At 64.3% G+C, this 16590-nt stretch carries 12 protein-coding genes; 9 read left to right on the plus strand and 3 right to left on the minus strand.

The window, feature by feature from the left end:
- Nucleotides 1-67: 67 nt before the first annotated feature.
- From NXS98_RS14700 to NXS98_RS14740, 9 genes are all read left to right on the plus strand, one after another.
- A complete protein-coding gene (locus NXS98_RS14700; RefSeq protein ID WP_283845778.1) occupies nt 68-1543 on the plus strand; it encodes a sulfatase family protein in 1476 nt (491 codons plus the stop codon).
- 4 nt (nt 1544-1547) lie between these two features.
- On the plus strand, nt 1548-3767 hold the full coding sequence (locus NXS98_RS14705; RefSeq protein ID WP_283845779.1) for a hypothetical protein: 2220 nt from the start codon (nt 1548-1550) through the stop codon (nt 3765-3767).
- 194 nt (nt 3768-3961) lie between these two features.
- Nucleotides 3962-5860: a DUF8740 domain-containing protein gene (locus NXS98_RS14710; protein ID WP_283845780.1), complete on the plus strand. Its 1899-nt coding sequence runs from the start codon at nt 3962-3964 to the stop codon at nt 5858-5860.
- A 54-nt stretch (nt 5861-5914) separates the two neighbouring features.
- Complete coding sequence (locus NXS98_RS14715; protein ID WP_283845781.1) at nt 5915-8050, plus strand: right-handed parallel beta-helix repeat-containing protein; 2136 nt, start codon at nt 5915-5917, stop codon at nt 8048-8050.
- A gap of 146 nt (nt 8051-8196) precedes the next feature.
- Nucleotides 8197-8973, plus strand: coding sequence for a glucose-1-phosphate cytidylyltransferase (gene rfbF / locus NXS98_RS14720; RefSeq protein ID WP_283845782.1), 777 nt, complete (start codon nt 8197-8199; stop codon nt 8971-8973).
- Nucleotides 8958-10076 carry a CDP-glucose 4,6-dehydratase gene (rfbG, locus tag NXS98_RS14725; protein ID WP_283845783.1) on the plus strand — a complete coding sequence of 373 codons (1119 nt, stop codon included), beginning with the start codon at nt 8958-8960 and terminating at the stop codon, nt 10074-10076. The genes rfbF and rfbG overlap by 16 nt, the downstream gene beginning before the upstream one ends.
- Complete coding sequence (locus NXS98_RS14730; protein ID WP_283845784.1) at nt 10073-11311, plus strand: class I SAM-dependent methyltransferase; 1239 nt, start codon at nt 10073-10075, stop codon at nt 11309-11311. The genes rfbG and NXS98_RS14730 overlap by 4 nt, the downstream gene beginning before the upstream one ends.
- Nucleotides 11312-11320: 9 nt before the next feature.
- Complete coding sequence (gene rfbC / locus NXS98_RS14735; protein ID WP_283845786.1) at nt 11321-11857, plus strand: dTDP-4-dehydrorhamnose 3,5-epimerase; 537 nt, start codon at nt 11321-11323, stop codon at nt 11855-11857.
- On the plus strand, nt 11854-12762 hold the full coding sequence (locus tag NXS98_RS14740) for an NAD-dependent epimerase/dehydratase family protein (RefSeq protein WP_283845787.1): 909 nt from the start codon (nt 11854-11856) through the stop codon (nt 12760-12762). The genes rfbC and NXS98_RS14740 overlap by 4 nt, the downstream gene beginning before the upstream one ends.
- Nucleotides 12763-12904: 142 nt before the next feature.
- Here NXS98_RS14740 and NXS98_RS14745 read toward each other — a convergent pair whose 3' ends face one another.
- From NXS98_RS14745 to hisF, 3 genes are all read right to left on the minus strand, one after another.
- Entirely contained in the window at nt 12905-13531 is a 627-nt protein-coding gene (locus tag NXS98_RS14745; protein WP_283845788.1) for a response regulator, read from the minus strand.
- A gap of 504 nt (nt 13532-14035) precedes the next feature.
- Nucleotides 14036-15538, minus strand: a complete 1503-nt coding sequence (locus NXS98_RS14750; protein WP_283845789.1) for a terminase large subunit domain-containing protein — start codon at nt 15536-15538, stop codon at nt 14036-14038.
- Between the two features lie 169 nt (nt 15539-15707).
- Nucleotides 15708-16517 carry an imidazole glycerol phosphate synthase subunit HisF gene (gene hisF, locus NXS98_RS14755; protein ID WP_283845790.1) on the minus strand — a complete coding sequence of 270 codons (810 nt, stop codon included), beginning with the start codon at nt 16515-16517 and terminating at the stop codon, nt 15708-15710.
- Nucleotides 16518-16590 lie beyond the last annotated feature (73 nt).

The following is a 16590-nucleotide window of genomic DNA, read 5'->3' on the forward strand; positions in this document are numbered from 1 at the left end:
TCCGCCCCAAGGGCAGTGCAAGCTTGAAAAAGGAGGGGAGCCGTCTAGATTGGGGGTGGGTTCCTTTATGCAACTTCTGGCCTGTCTGCTGACGGTGGTTTGCGTGCTGGCGCTAAGCAACGCCGGCGCGGCCACGTCCCCCAATGTGGTGATTATCTTCGCCGATGACCTGGGCTACGGGGATGTGGGGTGTTATGGGGCGAGGGACCTGGCCACGCCGCATTTGGACCGGCTGGCGGCGGAGGGGGTCAAGTTCACGCGCTTTTATGTGTCGCAACCGGTGTGTTCGGCTTCGCGGGCGTCGTTGCTCACGGGCTGCTACGCCAACCGTGTGAGCATTTACGGGGCGCTAGGCCCGCGGGCCCAGGTGGGTTTGCATCCCCAGGAAGTGACGCTGGCGGAAGTGTTGAAGACGCGCGGGTACGCCACGGCGGCCATTGGCAAATGGCATCTGGGGGACCAGCCGGAGTTTTTGCCCACCCGGCAGGGTTTTGACACGTATTTTGGCCTGCCCTACTCCAATGACATGTGGCCGTATCATCCCGAGTACGCGGATGCGCCACCGAATTCTCCGCGACGCAAGGCCGGTTATCCGGATTTGCCGTTGTACGAAAACGAGCGCGTCAAGCTGGCGCCGGTGACCGCGGAGCATCAGGCCCGGCTCACCACGTGGTACACTGAGCGCGCCGTGCAATTCATCGAGCAAAACCGCCGTCGTCCGTTCTTTCTGTATCTGGCCCATTCCATGCCGCACGTGCCGCTGTTTGTTTCCGAAAAATTCAAAGGCCGTTCCGGGCGGGGGCTTTACGGGGATGTCATCATGGAAATTGACTGGTCCGTGGGCCAGATTCTGGCGGCGCTGGAGCGGCACCGGCTGGCGGAGCGCACGCTGGTCATATTTACCTCCGACAATGGCCCGTGGCTGTCGTATGGCAACCATGCCGGCTCGGCGGGCGGCTTGCGCGAGGGGAAGGGGACGGTATGGGAGGGCGGCGTGCGCGTTCCTTGTTTGATGCGCTGGCCGGGCAAAATCCCGGCTGGCACGGTCTGCGCACAACCCGCGATGACCCTGGATTTGCTGCCCACCCTTGCGCGGCTGGCGGGAGCGGCGCTGCCCACCAACAAGTTGGACGGCAAGGATATCTGGCCGTTGATGGCAGGACACCCCGGCGCCGTCAGCCCCCAGGAGGCTTATTATTTTTATTATCAGCAGAACGAATTGCAGGCATTGACCAGCGGCCCGTGGAAATTAATCCTGCCGCACACCTATCGCACCATGCAGGGGCAGCCGCCGGGCAGGGATGGCAAGCCAGGCCCGTACCGCAATGTCAAATTGGCGCAACCCGAGCTGTATCACCTGGAGAAAGACCCGGCTGAAACCACCAATGTGGCGGCTGCGCATCCTGAGGTCATGGCCCGCTTGCTGGCGCTGGCCGAGCGCGCCCGCGCGGAGCTGGGCGATGCCTTGACCGGACGGCAGGGCACGGAGGTGCGGCCGCCGGGGCGTGTCCGCGTCTCCGCCAGCACAGCTCCCAAACCCTGAAATAATGTCAAACGCGAATACTTCAAACACCCGGACGCATGCGTTGCATCGTTGGCGGTTTTTCATGGCGGGCGGGTTTGACCAGGTTCACCTCACCACCGGCGAGGATTTGCGCGCCCTGGCGCAACTCGACCAAACCCTCTGGGTCGCCCTGGCGTGTCCCACGCGCGGCCTGGAGCTGGACCCCGCCACGCTCGATTTAATTGATACCGACCAAGACGGGCGGATTCGCCCGCCGGAGCTGTTGGCCGCCGTGCAGTGGGTCTGCGCCGTGGTGAAGGACCCCGGCTGTATTTTAACGCCGGGCGAGACGCTGCCGCTGGCGCAGTTGAATGACCAGCATCCCGAGGGCCAGGCCTTGCTGGCGGCGGCCCGCCAAATCCTGGCCAATCTGGGCAAACCGGACGCGGCGGAGATTGCCCTGGCGGATACCACTGACCCGGGGCGCATCTTTGCGCACACCGTTTTCAACGGCGATGGCGTGGTGCCGCCGGAAGCCGCGCAGGACGAGGAAACCCGCGGCGTCTTGCAGGACATGCTGGCGTGTGTGGGCGGGGTGCCCGACCGCAGCGGCAAGGCCGGGGTCAACCAGGCCAAGGTGGAGCAATTTTTCAACGCGGCTGCGGCTTTTGTGACGTGGCGGGAAAAGGGGGCGGGCGATGCAGCCATCTGGCCCTTGGGGGAGACCGCCACGCTCGCCGCCGTGCAGGCCCTGCAGACCGTGCGGGCCAAGGTGGACGATTACTTTGCGCGTTGCCGGCTGGCGGCCTTTGACGCCCGGGCGGCGGGGCCGCTCAACCGGGATGAAAAGGAATATGCCGCTGTGGCAGCGGGCGAGCTGAGCGCCGAGGCCAAAGAATGCCGCAGCCTGCCCCTGGCGCGGGTGGAGGCGGGGCGGCCGCTGCCGCTGGCGGAGGGATTGAATCCGGCCTGGGCGGCGGACATGGCGGCGTTTCGCGCGCTGGCGGTGACACCGCTGCTGGGGGAGCGGACGGCGTTGACGGAGCACGATTGGACGCAGTTGCAGGCTCGCCTGGGACCCTGCCAGGCGTGGCTGGCGGCCAAGGCGGGCGCGGAGGTGGAGGCGCTGGGGCAGGCGCGATTGCAGGCGCTGCTGTCCGGACCGGCGCGGAAAAACGTGGAGGCATTGATCGCGCGCGATCTGGCGGTCAGCGTGGAGTCCAATGCCGTCCTGTCCGTCCACAAGCTGCTGCGTTACCGGCGGGATTTGGGCCGGTTGCTGGTGAATTTTGTCAATTTCCGCGACTTTTACAGCCGGCGGGAAAAGGCCATCTTTCAGGCGGGCTCCCTGTACCTGGACCAGCGGCGGTGCGATTTGTGTTTGCGGGTGGAGGATGCGGGCCGCCATGCCACCATGGCCGGCCTGGCAGGGACATACCTGGCCTACTGCGATTGTGTGCGCCGGGCCACGGGAGAAAAAATGCAGATTGTGGCCGCGTTCACCGATGGCAGCTCGGACAACCTCATGGTGGGCCGCAACGGCGTGTTTTATGACCGGCAGGGTCGCGATTGGGACGCCACCATCACGCGGATTGTGGACAATCCCATCAGCCTGCGGCAGGCGTTCTGGGCGCCCTACAAAAAGTTTGTGCGGTTGATTGAGCAGCAGGTGGCCAAACGCGCCGCGGCCGCCGAGGCGGCCTCCACCGCCAAACTTGAAAGCGCGGCTGCCACCGCGGCCACGCTTGACAAGGCCAAACCGGCCGAGCCGAAAAAAATAGACGTGGGCACGGTGGCCGCCTTGGGCGTGGCAGTGGGGTCCATTGGCACGGCGCTGAGCATTTTGGCCACGGGGTTGATGAAAATTGAGTACTGGCAAATCCCGCTGGTCTTTGTGGGGCTGATGCTATTGATTAGCGGGCCGTCAGTCATCATGGCCTGGCTGAAATTGCGCCAGCGGAACCTGGGGCCGATTCTGGATGCCAACGGTTGGGCCATCAATGCGCGCGCGCGGCTGAACGTGCCGTTTGGCGCGGCCCTGACCCGGGTGGCGCGGCTGCCGGAAGGGGCGCAGCGGGATTTGGTGGACCCCTTTGCCGAGAAGAAAAGCCTGTGGCCGTATGTGGCGGTGCTGGTGGTGTTGCTCTGGCTGACCTACCTCGTGCTGGACCGCCAGGGACTCATTCATACCTGGACGCATGGCTGGCTGGGGAAACCGGCGGCCGCGGCGGCGCCCACGCCGCCAGCCGAAAAACCCAAATAAATCCGTTCCTTGGCCCCGCCCGGGCGGGCTTTTCGCCGAAGGCTGGCACCCAGCGTGCAGCGGACGCCTCCTTGTTTGATTCTGGCCTGCGGCCAGGGAGGTGCGGGTGTTTTGCCGGAGGGGGGATGATTTTTGATGGCCGTTGCCATCCGCCTCGTCTATATCTTTGGCAGCATCAATAAACAGCGATTTTTATGAAATACACCCTTGGTTTTCGCGTGGGTCTGGTCTGGCTGACTTTGCTGGCTTCCCTGTCGGCGGCGCCGCTGGGCAGCGCCTTTCTATATCAGGGGCGGCTGGTGCAACAAGGCCAGCCGGCCCAGGGTCTTTATGATTTGACTTTTACCCTGTATGACGCGCCCACCGGCGGCGTGCCGCTGGCCGGGCCGGTGACCAATTTGCAGGTCAACGTGTCCAACGGTCTGTTCACGGTGGAGGTGGATTTTGGGCCGTCGGTGTTCAACGGCACGGCTTATTGGGTGGCGCTGGCGGTGCGGCCGTCGGGGGTCGGGGCGTTCACGGCGCTGGCGCCGCGGCAGCCGCTGCTGGCGGCGCCGTATGCGTGGCATGCCGCCAATGCGGGGGTGGCGGCGGCGCTGGTGGCCAATGCGGTGAACACCGCCAGTTTGAAGGATGGCGCGGTGACGGCGGTCAAGATTGCCAGCAATCAAGTGGTCACCAGCCTGAACGGTTTGCGCGACGCGGTGCAACTGAGCGGCACCAATGGCATCACCATCAACAGCCAGGGCAACGCGCTGGTCATCAGTGGCAGCGGCGGGGGCGGGGGGGGCTGGGCCTTGAGCGGCAACGCCGGCACCACGCCGGCGAATTTCCTGGGCACCACCGATGCCCAGCCTTTGGAGCTGCGCGTGAATAACACCCGTTTTTTGCGCGCGGAACCCACGGTCAGCGTGCCCAATTTGATTGGGGGCGACGCCGCCAACCAGACCTACCCGGGCACGGTGGGGGCCGTCGTGGCCGGGGGAGGGCAGGGCCCGGAGGCCAACGTGGTGGGCGGGGCCTTTGGCTTCATCGGGTCCGGCCGTTACAACCTGGTGCACAGCAACGCCAATGAATCCGCGGTGGTGGGCGGGTACGGCAATGTAGTCTATACCAATGCCTGGTCTTCGTTCATTGGCGGCGGCGCCAATAATTGGGTGGACAGCTTCAGCCATTTTTCCTTCGTGGGCGGCGGTGAGGATAATTTTGTCAATACCAACAGCGAGCATGCGGTCATTGCCGGCGGCCGCTACAACACGGTGGGCGCAGAAACGGCCGCCGGATGGATTGGCGGAGGGGCGTATAATACGTTGCAGGCCGGGGCGTCCAGCTCCGGCATTGGCGGGGGCCGCTACAATTCGATTGGCCAGAATGCGGCCGGCAGTTTCATTGGCGGGGGGTTGTACAACACCAATCAGGGCAGCGTCTCGGTGGTGGTGGGCGGTTTCAGCAATTTGGTGAGCGAACTGGCCTACGCGGTGACGGTGGGCGGCGGCGAGCTGAATTACGTGGGCAACAGCGATGACGCCACCATTGCCGGCGGTTATTACAATTATGTGGACGACGACGCGCACTTTGGCACGGTGGGCGGGGGGGCGGACAACTGGGTGCAACCGGGCGCGATATATGCCACCATTCCCGGTGGGGCACAGGCCGCCGCCATCAGCTTCGGGCAGATGGCCTATGCCAGCGGCATGGACAGCTCCTGGGGGGACGCTCAGACGTCGCTTTATGTTTTGCGGCGCACGACCACCAATGCCACCACGCTGGAATTGTTCCTCGATGGCGCGCAGGAGCGGATGCAGGTGCCCAACAATGGGACGTGGACATTTCAGGCGATGGTGGCCGCGCGCAACAACAGCGGTGGCTCGGCCGGCTTCCGCATTGAAGGGGTCATCAAAAACGTCAACGGCACGGTCAGCCTGGTGGGCACGCCCACGGTGACGGGGCTAGGCTCGGACATTGCCGGCCTGACCAACCCGCAGGCGGCGGCAGACAACACCAACAAGGCGCTCATCCTGCGCGTGACGGGCGTGGCAGGCCAGCGCATCAAATGGGTGGCCCGCGTGCAGACCACTGAGTTGAAGTTCTAGGATGCCTGCGCCGGTTTTCCCGTTGGCAAAAGCGGGGGCCGGCGGTTTAATATCATGGAAAAGCTCTTCATCATTATGCGCGCCCGATATTGGTTTTTGTTGTCGTGTCTGGGAGTGGCCCTGGGTTTTTTCAGTGCCTGCCGGCAAGGGCCGTCCCAGAAGGCTGCCCGCGCCCCGCAGCCGGGGCCGGGGGTGATTTTTGTGGCGCCCAGCGGCCATGACACGGCCAACGGCGCCTACCCCATCGTCAAAGGCAAGGACGGTCCGGTGGCCTCGCTTGAGCGCGCCCTTGAACTGGCCCGGCAGGTGCGCGCCACCAATGCCAGCCTGCCGCTCAAGATTTACCTGGCCGCCGGCACGTACCGGCTGACGCGCCCCCTGGTGCTCAAGGCGGGCGACCACCACCTTGAATTCGCCGCCATGCCTGGCGCGGTGGTCGTCCTGAGCGGGGGCCGCCCTCTCACGGGCTGGCAGGCGGTGACCCGCGAAGGCAAGAATCTCTGGATGCTGGAATTGCCCGAGGTGCGGGAGGGGAAATGGTACTTCCGCCAGCTCTGGGCCGGCGAGCAGCGGCTGGTGCGCGCGCGGCATCCCAACCAGGGTTATTTTGAAATCGCCGCCGTGCCGGACGCCAAACCCGAGACAGAATGGACGGTGGGGCAGGCGCGTTTCCGCGTCAAACCCGGTGAAATCCAGGACTGGCCCACGCTGAAGGAGGGCGAGGTGCGGGCCATGACGCGCTGGGTGGAATCGCATCTGCCGGTGCGGGCCTTTGACGCGGCCCAGCACGAGCTGAGCTTCACCAAGAACAGCGTGTTCAAACTGGATCCCGGCGACCAGTACTACCTGGAAAACACTTTTGAAACGCTGGATCAACCCGGCGAGTGGTATTTGGAAAAAGCGAGCGGCCGTTTGTACTACTGGCCGCGCGCGGGCGAGTCGCGGGACACCTTCACCGTGGTGGCCCCCGTGTTGCAGCAACTGGTGCGGATGGAGGGCGCCTCCAATCAACCCATTGCGCAGGTGGCCTTTCGCGGGCTGACTTTTGCGCACACGGAATGGTATTTCCCCCAGGGCTACGATACGGGCCGCGAGAAGGTGGAAATCTGGCCGCCGCCCAAGGCGAGCGTTGGCGGTTTTGCGCAGGCGGCGGTGGGCGTGAGCGGCGCGGTGTGGGGGCAGCATGTGCACCAGGCGGTGTTTGAGCAATGCCGCTTTGCGCATCTGGGCGGTTACGCGCTGGAGCTGGCGCGCGGCTGCCAGGAGAACGTGGTGCGGCGATGTGAGATGGCCGACCTGGGCGCTGGCGGCGTGAAGCTGGGCGAAACTGCCCTGCGCACTGCCGAGGCCGATATGACGCGGAACAATGAAATAGCCGACTGCCACATCCATGACGGCGGCCAGATATTTCACAGTGCCATCGGCATCTGGCTGGGGCAGACGCCCGGCAACCGCATCGTGCACAATCACATTCACGATTTTTATTACACGGGCATCAGCATCGGGTGGACATGGGGCTACAGCCGGGCGCTGGCCACCAACAACCTGGTGGAGTACAATCATGTTCATCACATCGGCAAAAAGAGCCATGGGGACGGCCCGATTTTGAGCGACATGGGCGGGATTTACACCTTGGGGCTGCACGAGGGCACGGTCATCCGCAACAATCTCTGGCATGATTGTTACGGGCGCCGTTACGGCGGCTGGGGCATATATTTCGATGAGGGGACCACGCGCATTCTGGCGGAAAACAACCTGGTGTACGGCACCACGCACGGGGGCTTTCATCAACATTATGGGCGCGATAATGTGGTGCGGAACAACATTTTTGCCTTTGCGCGGGACCACCAAATCCAGCGCTCGCGCAACGAGCCGCACTTGAGTTTCACTTTTGCCCACAACCTCGTATTGTGGAAGGAAGGCGTGGCGCTGGGTGGCACCTGGGCGGGCGGCCCCACCAATTTCCTCATGGTCTCCAACCTTTACTGGCGCGTGGACGGCGGCGAGATTCGCTTTGGCAAGCAGACCTTGAGCGAGTGGCAGCAGCGCGGACAGGACCAGGGCAGCCTGGTGGCGGACCCGCTGTTTGTGGAGCCGACCCAGGGCAATTTCACACTGAAACCGGGGTCGCCCGCCGCCCGGGTGGGTTTCCAGCCGTTTGATTTGAGCAAGGTGGGGCCAAGAAAGTAGAAGCCGCAGATGGTGGTCCAGCGCCCAAGCGAGGCCCCTGCCCGCTGGCCCGGGCCTTCTTTGGCATTGCCTTGGCGGGGCAAAGTCTTTTAGGTTGAGGCCGCGCGCCGAAGCCAGCTCTTGGTTTGTTGCGGCGTTTTACCGAGATGAAAGTGGTCATTTTGTGCGGTGGACTAGGGACGCGTTTGCGCGAGGAAACGGAGTTCCGGCCCAAGCCGATGGTGCCCATCGGCGGGCGCCCTATTTTGTGGCATATCATGAAAATCTACGCCCAGCACGGGCACAAGGAGTTCATCCTGTGCCTGGGCTACAAGGGTGAGATTATCAAGGATTATTTCCGCAATTACCAGTGGAACACCAGCGATGTGACTCTGCGGCTGGGTCGCGTGCCGGAAATCCGCTACCACACCCAGCACGATGAGGAGGATTGGACGGTGACACTGGTGGACACGGGACTGGAGACCCAGACTGGCGGCCGGTTGCGGCGGGTCATGCCGTACATTGACAGTGACACGTTTCTGATGACCTACGGCGATGGCCTGACCAACAGCAACATCAACGAGACCATCCGCTTTCATGAGCAGCACGGCGCCATTGCCACGCTGACCGCCGTGCAGCCGTCCGGCCGTTTTGGCCGGCTGGCCCTCGAGGGCGACAAAATCGTGCTGTTTCACGAAAAGCCTGAAAAGGAAAGCGGCTTCATCAGCGGCGGATTTTTTGTGTTCAACCGCGCCATTGAAAAGTACCTGGGCGAGGATGACTCCTGCATCCTCGAGCACGAGCCGTTTCAGCGACTGGCGGCCGAGGGGCAGTTGCGGGCCTACCTGCACACCGGTTTCTGGCAGTGCATGGATACCTTCCGCGAGGCTGAGCTGCTGAACAAAATGTGGAAAACCGGCCAGGCGCCATGGAAAATCTGGTAGGCATGTTTCAGGGATTTTATGCGGGCCGCCGCGTGTTGGTGACGGGCCACACCGGTTTCAAAGGGGCGTGGCTGTGCCTCTGGCTCCGCGCGTTGGGGGCCCGGGTGTCGGGTTTCAGCCTGCCGCCGCCCACCCAGCCCAGTTTGTACGAGCTGCTGGACCCCGCCGAGTTTGAACAGGAGCGCCTGGCCGATGTGCGCAATTTTGAGGCCCTGGCCCAGACCCTCCGCGAGACCCGGCCAGACATTGTGTTCCATCTGGCCGCCCAGGCGCTGGTGCGGCGCTCCTATCGCGAGCCGCTGGAAACGTTCAGCATCAACGCCCTGGGGACCGCCCACCTGCTGGAAGCGCTGCGCCAGATGGAGTCACCCGCCGCCGTGGTGGTGGTGACCAGCGACAAGTGCTACGACAATCAAGGTTGGGATTATGCTTATCGCGAAGGGGACCCGCTGGGCGGCCACGATGTTTACAGCATGAGCAAGGGCGCCGCCGAGCTGGTCACCCAGGCCTGGCGCCGCTCGTTTTTTGAGCCGCATCCGGCCCTCGGCCCCGTGGCCAGCGCGCGGGCGGGCAATGTCATTGGCGGCGGCGATTACGCGGAAGACCGGCTCATTCCCGATTGTGTGCGCGCCCTGTTGCAGCAGCGCGCGATTGGCATCCGCAATCCCGCGGCCACGCGGCCCTGGCAGCATGTGTTGGACTGCCTGAGCGGTTATTTGTGGCTGGGAGCCCGGCTGGCCACTGCCGGCCGGCCCAACCCGCTGGCTACAGCCTTCAACTTTGGCCCGGGTCCGCTGGGGAATGTGCCCGTGCAAAAGGTGGTGGAGCTGTTTTTGCAACATTGGCCGGGCCAGTGGCAGCGTTTGCAGGAAACGGCCCCGCCCAAGGAGGCGCCGCTGCTGAATCTGGCCATAGACAAGGCCGTGCGCCTGCTGGAATGGCAGCCGGTGTGGGGCTTGGGCGAGGCGGTGGCGCACACCGCCCGCTGGTATTACGAGCGGCACGTGGTGAAAAATGCCGACATGGCCGCCTGGAGCCGCCAGCAGATTGAGCAATACTGCGCCGACGCGGCCGCCCGCGGCGCGGTTTGGACACGCTCATGAGCCACCCGTTGCCAGATTTCCGTTGCCGCTCCTGCGGGGCCGCCGGGGCGCGGCTGATTCTGGATTTGGGCACGCAGCCGCTGGCCAACAATCTCTTGCGCGAGGAAGATCTGGCCCGGCCGGAGCCGCGGTTTCCGCTGCGCCTGGTGGTGTGCCCGGCCTGCTGGCTTTTGCAGATTGCCGATGACGTGCCGCCCGTGCAGCTTTTCAGCGAGTATCTGTATTTCTCCTCGTTCTCGGACACCATGCTGCGGCACGCGCAGTCGGCGGCGGAGCGGTACTGCCGCGAGTTTCAATTGGGGCCGCAGAACCTGGTGATTGAAATTGCCAGCAATGACGGGTACCTGCTGAAAAACTTTGTGGCGGCCGGCGTTCCGTGCCTGGGCATTGAACCCGCCGCCAACATTGCCCGCGTGGCTGTGGAAAAAGGCATTCCTACGCTGGTGGAGTTTTTCGGCCTGGCCCTCGCCCGGCGGCTGGCGCAGGAAGGGCGGCAGGCGGATGTGATTTTGGGCAACAACGTGTTTGCCCACGCGCCGGACACCAATGATTTTGTGGCCGGCCTGAAGCACCTGCTCAAGCCGGGGGGGCGCGTGATATTGGAGTTTCCCTACGGGGTGGAATTTCTGCAAAACACTGAATTTGACACCATCTACCACGAGCACGTGTATTACTTCACACTGACCGCCCTGCAGCCGTTGTTTGCGCGGCACGGTCTGAAGATGGTGGACGTGGAGCGACTGCCGATTCACGGCGGCTCGCTGCGCTTGTTTGCGGCCCATGCGGGGAGTCTGCGTCCGGCGCCGTCCGTGGCTGCTCGGCTGGAGGAGGAAGCGCGGCTGGGGCTGACCACGCTGGCGCCGTACGAGGCTTTTGCCGCGCGCGTGCGCCGGCTGAAAGAAGAGCTGACGGCGTTGCTGGCGCGCCTCAAGGCCGAAGGCCGCACCGTGGCGGCCTATGGCGCCTCGGCCAAGGGCAGCACGCTGCTGAATTATTTCGGACTGGGCCGCGAACACCTGGATTTCATTGCCGATCGCAGCACGTACAAGCAGGGCCGGCTCAGCCCCGGCCTGCACCTGCCCATTGTGCCGCCGGAGGAGCTGTTGCGCCGGCGGCCGGATTACACGCTGCTGCTGACCTGGAATTTTGCCGAGGAAATCCTGCAGCAACAGGCCGCCTACCGCGCCGCCGGCGGCAGGTTCATCCTTCCCATCCCCGAGGTGCGCATCGTCTGACCTGCCCGCATGATTTTCACGCCCGCCCAACTGCCCGGCCTGTGGGTGATTGACCTGGAAAAACGCGAGGACGAACGCGGCTTTTTGGCGCGCACCTATTGCGAGCGCGAGTTTGCCGCGCATGGCCTGAACACGCGCTGGCCACAATGCAATCTCACCCTCACCCGCCGCCGCGGCTGCCTGCGCGGGCTGCATTTCCAGGCCGAGCCGCATCCGGAAATCAAGCTCATCCGCTGCGCGGTCGGGGCCATTTTTGATGTGCTGGTGGATGTGCGCCGTGGCTCGCCCACCTTCGGCGAGTGGCAGGCCTTCGAGCTGACGGCCGCCAGCGGGCGCATGTTGTATGTGCCCGGCGGCTTTGCCCACGGCTTTCAATGTTTGACGGACCATTGCGAGGTTTTCTATCAGATGTCCGAATTTTATTACCCCGAGCTGGCGCGTGGCGTGCGCTGGGATGACCCGCAACTGGCCATTCCGTGGCCTGTGCCGGACCCCGTTTTGAGCGAGCGGGACCGCCAGTGGCCGCGCCTGAGTGAACTGCCATGAACCTGCTGCTCACGGGGCCGACGGGATTCATTGGGCGGGCCGTGTTGCGGCGGGCGCTGGCGCGGGGCCATGCCGTCACGGCCCTGCTGCTGCCGGGGGAGCATCTGCCGCCGGATTTGCCGCATCCGGAGCGCCTGCGCGTGTGCCCGGGCACGCTGGCCGCGCCGCCATGGGCCGAGCTGGGGGCGGAGCCGCTGGAAGCCTGCCTGCACACGGCGTGGGTCACCACCCCCGGCGTTTATCTGGAATCACCGGACAACGAGCTGTTCCTTGAATGGAGCCGGTCTTTTGCCCGTGATTTTTTCGCGCGCGGCGGCCGTTTTTTCATGGGGCTGGGCAGTTGCGCGGAATATCGGCCGGCACGGCAGCCCCTGGCCGAGACCACCGCCACGCTCAATGATTCCACCCGCTATGCCCGCTGCAAAAATCAACTGCGGCTGGAGCTGGCAGAAATGGCGCGCGAGTTTTCCGTCACCGTCTGCTGGGGCCGCGTGTTTTATCCCTTTGGCGTGGGGGAACATCCGGAGCGGCTGTGCAGCGCGTTAATCCGCAAACTGGCCCGCAGCGAGCCGGTGACCTTGAAAACACCGCAGAGCACGAAGGATTACATTTACCTTGATGACCTGGCACTGGGGATTTTGCTGGCCCTGGAGCAACGCTGCTCCGGCCCGCTCAACCTGGGCACCGGCCGCGGCGTCACCGTGCGCCAGATGGCGGAGACCATTGCGGCGTTGCTGGGAAAAACCGGGCTGGTCAGCGACGCGGTGGAAGTGACCGCCGACCCGCTGGATTACATGGTGGCCGACGCGACGCGCCTGCGGGCGTTGGGCTGGCGTGAGGAAGTGGGTTTGGAGGAGGGCCTGCGGCGGCTGTGCCGTCATCTTAGTGCCCAGGATGGCCGGTAAGGCCGGCGAGACGCAGGCCAAGTCCCGTGTTGCGGGACGAGGACGCCTGCGCTACCGGAGTGTCTTGGGCAGGCAGTAGATGAATGGTTGACGCGGGAGAGGGGCGAGGGTTTGTTCGCTGGCCGCGGACGGGATTGCCCGCTCAATCCACCAGCCGCTCTTCGATGGCAAAGCGCATCAGCTCGGCATTGGTCCTCATGCGCAGTTTGGCCAGGAGCCGCACACGGTAGGTGCTCACGGTTTTGACGCTGAGCGAGAGCAGGCCGGCAATTTCCTTGACGGTGCGGCCGCTGCCGATGAGCCGCAGGACTTCCATCTCCCGGTCGCTCAATCGTTCGAGGGCGGATTTGGCCTGGCGGCGGCCGCGCATTTCATCGGCCAGTTTTTCGGCCAGGGCAGGGCTGATGAAAGTGCGCCCGCCAAGGATGCGCTCGACGGCCAGGAGAAACTGCTCGGGGGCGGAGTCTTTGCTCAGGTAGCCGGCGGCGCCGGCCTTGAGGGCGCGCAGCGCATATTGGTCTTCGGAGTGGACGCTGATGACCAGGGTGGGGGTCTTGATGTTCGCCGATTTCATTTCCTTGAGCACGTCCAGACCGGAGCGGCCCGGCATGTTGATGTCCAGCACCAGCAAATCCCACGGCTGGCTGCGCAAGGACGCCAGCGTTTCCGGCACGGTGGAGGCTTCGCCGAACTCGGCGGTCGGGAAGGCATCGGCGAGGATTTGGCGCAGCCCGCGCCGGACGAGGGAATGGTCGTCGGCAATCAGCATGCGCAAAGCATGCGGTTGTCCGCTTCTGGCGTGGGTCAAGCCATGTGTATGACTTTGCACTTTCACAATCAACCTCGCCTCTCAAACACTCTCTGGGGTGCCCTGGAGAAAAGGCCTTAAGGCTAAGTGTTTGAGAAGACCTTAGGCCAATGACCGTACATCAATATAACAGCTGGAGCCTACCATAGCCAGCAATTAAGGGGCTGCCTATTCATCCTTGCGCCGACAAGGTCGAGAGCAGGGTAGGACTAAGGCCGACATGATTTTCGGATTCCTGCTGCATGGCATTTTAATTCTTAAGAAGGTTAAAGTAATCGTGCGTTCGGGAGCGGTGTTCCCGTCTGCACGTGACGCTGCTGCGCACCCCACGCCTCGAGCTGGCCAGAGGCAAGCGTGGCACTTAAAGCGTTACGACGAGACGGGAACCCTCGCTCCCGAACCTTTTTTGTGCCGGCGTCATGGCCGGCACCGGGAGCCGATTGCCGGAGACTGGTTCCCGCCGGCTCATTCCATCACCACCGCCTGCACTACCGCCTCCTGCTGGCGCGCGCGGCTGGCGAGCGCACCCGCCCAGGCCAAATCCCCATGGGAGGCGGCATTCAGCGGATTGGCGCTTTCGCGAAAATACCACCGGCCCTGCCGGCAGCATTTGCGGAGCGCGAAGTAATCCGCCGCCACGTCCGGCTCGCCGCGGGGAAAACGTTTGCGCACGGCGGTCAATTCCTGCATGAGCTGGAAGCCCAGCGCGGGCTTTTCCCGCGCGAAGTTGACGGGCAGAAAACGGCCGGGGTACCGCCGTGCCCCCTCCCAGCAGATTTGCCGACCCAGTCCGGTTTCATCGCCCGCCGCGCGCAAGCGAGGGAAAGTTTCCATGAAAAAAGCGAGCGCCATTTCCAGAAAATGCCAGTCCTGGGTGCGGCAGGTGAGCAGCGCGGCGAGCCGGGCTTCGCCGGGGTGGAGGCGGTCCAGGTAGAAGGCCGAAAGGTCGCCCGTGCCCGAGGCAGCCACATCAAAGCCCAGTGCGTATTCCGCCCCGGGGTCTGCCCGCGCGGTTTCCAGAGCCTGCGCCAGCATCGCCCGGATGCGTTGCCCTCGTGCGTCCGCCTGGGGAGGGTGATGTGCGCCAAACAGGCTGGCGATTTCTGCCTCCTCGAGATGCAGCCGCGCGATGCGGTCGTCAGTGAGGCATTGTTCAATCACCGCCCACGGGACCAGGGCGCCGGCCGTGCCAGAAGGCTGGCAGAGGTATTCCTGCTCAAAAATTTCCGGCAATCGGGCCCGTGCGCGGCAATCTTCCAGGAAGGTTTCACGCGTGAAGCGCGCGCCGGAGGCTTCATTGATTTTCTCCACCAGCCCCAGGGCGATGGCATCGGGCAGCGTCACGCGGTAATAACTCCAGCCGCCCTTGCCGGCGGCGGCCTCCTGGGCCAGACGATGAAAGAGAGTTTGGCTGCCGCTGTGCGAGGACCACAGCGCCAGGTCGAAGCCCCACGTCACCCGCCCCGCGATGGTGGACCACAATTCATCGGGCCGGGGATGAAAAGCAAATTCGTCCACGCCCACGTCCCCGCCAAAAGCGCGGAGGGCATGCGGATTGGAGCTGAAGGCCAGGATGCGGGAGCGGTTGGCAAACTTGATGACGCCCGCTTTGAACTCCATCACCTGCCAGGGATGTCGCGCTCCCGGCCGGGGCGCGCGGAGCCACTCCACTCCCTGCGTGAGCACCACGCCCGCCCCGCCAAACCAGTCGCAGAACTGGCGGCAAAGGCGGATGTACTCCAGGGCGGTGACCTCGTCCTTGGTGGTGAACAAATAATCGCGGCGGGGATGGAGGAGGCGCTTGCGCACATTTTTGAAGGCATCGGCAAACGTCCAGCCGATGCGCACCGATTTCTCGGCCAGGCAAAGGCGCGCGTCATCCAGAATCCAGGCGACCTGGTAGGGCAGGAAAATGCGCGCCATGGCCTCCGCGCGGCCCGGCGGCGGGGCAGGGAAAATGGCTGCCATAACTCACCGGGCGCAGCATGGGACATGGCCCGGCACGGGCGACTGCTCCCGGAGCGTGAAGGCGATGGAACCGGCCAATGATGGACCGCGCAGGGGCGGCGCGCGCAGTTATCCTGGTTGTCCGCGCCGGCGTTGGCGGGGGAGGCAGCGGGTTCCCGCAACCTGGAGCTCAGGCCACGGACGGCTCGCCGCGCTCTTGCGGGAGGGGGCGGACGGGAATGCCGCGGCTGGCCAGATACGCTTTCACCTGGCCCACGGTGTACCGGCCATAATGAAACACGCTGGCCGCCAGAACCGCGCTGGCATGGCCCTCGAGCACCACCTCGGCCATGTGTTCGAGGGTACCGGCGCCGCCGCTGGCCACCAGCGGCACGGTGAGCACTTCGCTCAACCGGCGCATGATGGCGAGGTCGTAGCCGGTTTGCATGCCGTCGGCATTGATGCTGTTGAGCACGATTTCCCCCGCGCCCAGCGCCACCGCCCGTTGGGCCCATTCGATGGCGTCCAGCCCGGTGGCTTTGCGGCCGCCGGCCACATAAACTTCCCAGCGCTCCTCGCCGGCCACGCGGCGGGCGTCAATGGAAACTACAATGCACTGGCTGCCAAATTTTTCCGCGCCGGCGCGGATTAAATCGGGGTTGGCCACGGCCGAGGAATTGATGCTGACCTTGTCGGCGCCGGCCTTGAGCATGGTGCGCATGTCCTCCACCGTGCGCAAACCGCCGCCCACGGTCAGGGGCATGAAACATTGGTCGGCCACGCGCTGGATGACGTCCAGCATGGTGGCGCGCCCGTGGGCGGTGGCGGTGATGTCATAAAACACCAGTTCATCGGCGCCCTGCTCGTTGTAGCGCAGGGCCAGTTCCACCGGGTCACCCACATTGCGCAGGCCGCCTTTTTCAGCGATGCCAAACTGCTGGCCGCGGGTGACCTGGCCGTCGTGCACATCCAGACAAGGTATGATGCGTATTGCCAACATGCTTTGCTGTTGCCGGTGGCGGCTTTGCCGCCCCGCCGCCCGGCAACCTAACACGCCGCCTGCGGCCCGAAAA

It is taken from the genome of Fontisphaera persica, from assembly GCF_024832785.1.
Taxonomy (GTDB): Bacteria; Verrucomicrobiota; Verrucomicrobiia; order Limisphaerales; family Fontisphaeraceae; genus Fontisphaera; species Fontisphaera persica.

What these genes read in the sequence shown, in the direction of transcription:
- NXS98_RS14700 (WP_283845778.1), top strand. Translation starts at nt 68, where the DNA reads ATGCAACTTCTGGCCTGTCTGCTGACGGTGGTTTGCGTGCTGGCGCTA.
- NXS98_RS14705 (WP_283845779.1), top strand. Translation starts at nt 1,548, where the DNA reads ATGTCAAACGCGAATACTTCAAACACCCGGACGCATGCGTTGCATCGT.
- NXS98_RS14710 (WP_283845780.1), top strand. Translation starts at nt 3,962, where the DNA reads ATGAAATACACCCTTGGTTTTCGCGTGGGTCTGGTCTGGCTGACTTTG.
- NXS98_RS14715 (WP_283845781.1), top strand. Translation starts at nt 5,915, where the DNA reads ATGGAAAAGCTCTTCATCATTATGCGCGCCCGATATTGGTTTTTGTTG.
- rfbF (WP_283845782.1), top strand. Translation starts at nt 8,197, where the DNA reads ATGAAAGTGGTCATTTTGTGCGGTGGACTAGGGACGCGTTTGCGCGAG.
- rfbG (WP_283845783.1), top strand. Translation starts at nt 8,958, where the DNA reads ATGGAAAATCTGGTAGGCATGTTTCAGGGATTTTATGCGGGCCGCCGC.
- NXS98_RS14730 (WP_283845784.1), top strand. Translation starts at nt 10,073, where the DNA reads ATGAGCCACCCGTTGCCAGATTTCCGTTGCCGCTCCTGCGGGGCCGCC.
- rfbC (WP_283845786.1), top strand. Translation starts at nt 11,321, where the DNA reads ATGATTTTCACGCCCGCCCAACTGCCCGGCCTGTGGGTGATTGACCTG.
- NXS98_RS14740 (WP_283845787.1), top strand. Translation starts at nt 11,854, where the DNA reads ATGAACCTGCTGCTCACGGGGCCGACGGGATTCATTGGGCGGGCCGTG.
- NXS98_RS14745 (WP_283845788.1), bottom strand. Translation starts at nt 13,531, where the DNA reads ATGCTGATTGCCGACGACCATTCCCTCGTCCGGCGCGGGCTGCGCCAA.
- NXS98_RS14750 (WP_283845789.1), bottom strand. Translation starts at nt 15,538, where the DNA reads ATGGCAGCCATTTTCCCTGCCCCGCCGCCGGGCCGCGCGGAGGCCATG.
- hisF (WP_283845790.1), bottom strand. Translation starts at nt 16,517, where the DNA reads ATGTTGGCAATACGCATCATACCTTGTCTGGATGTGCACGACGGCCAG.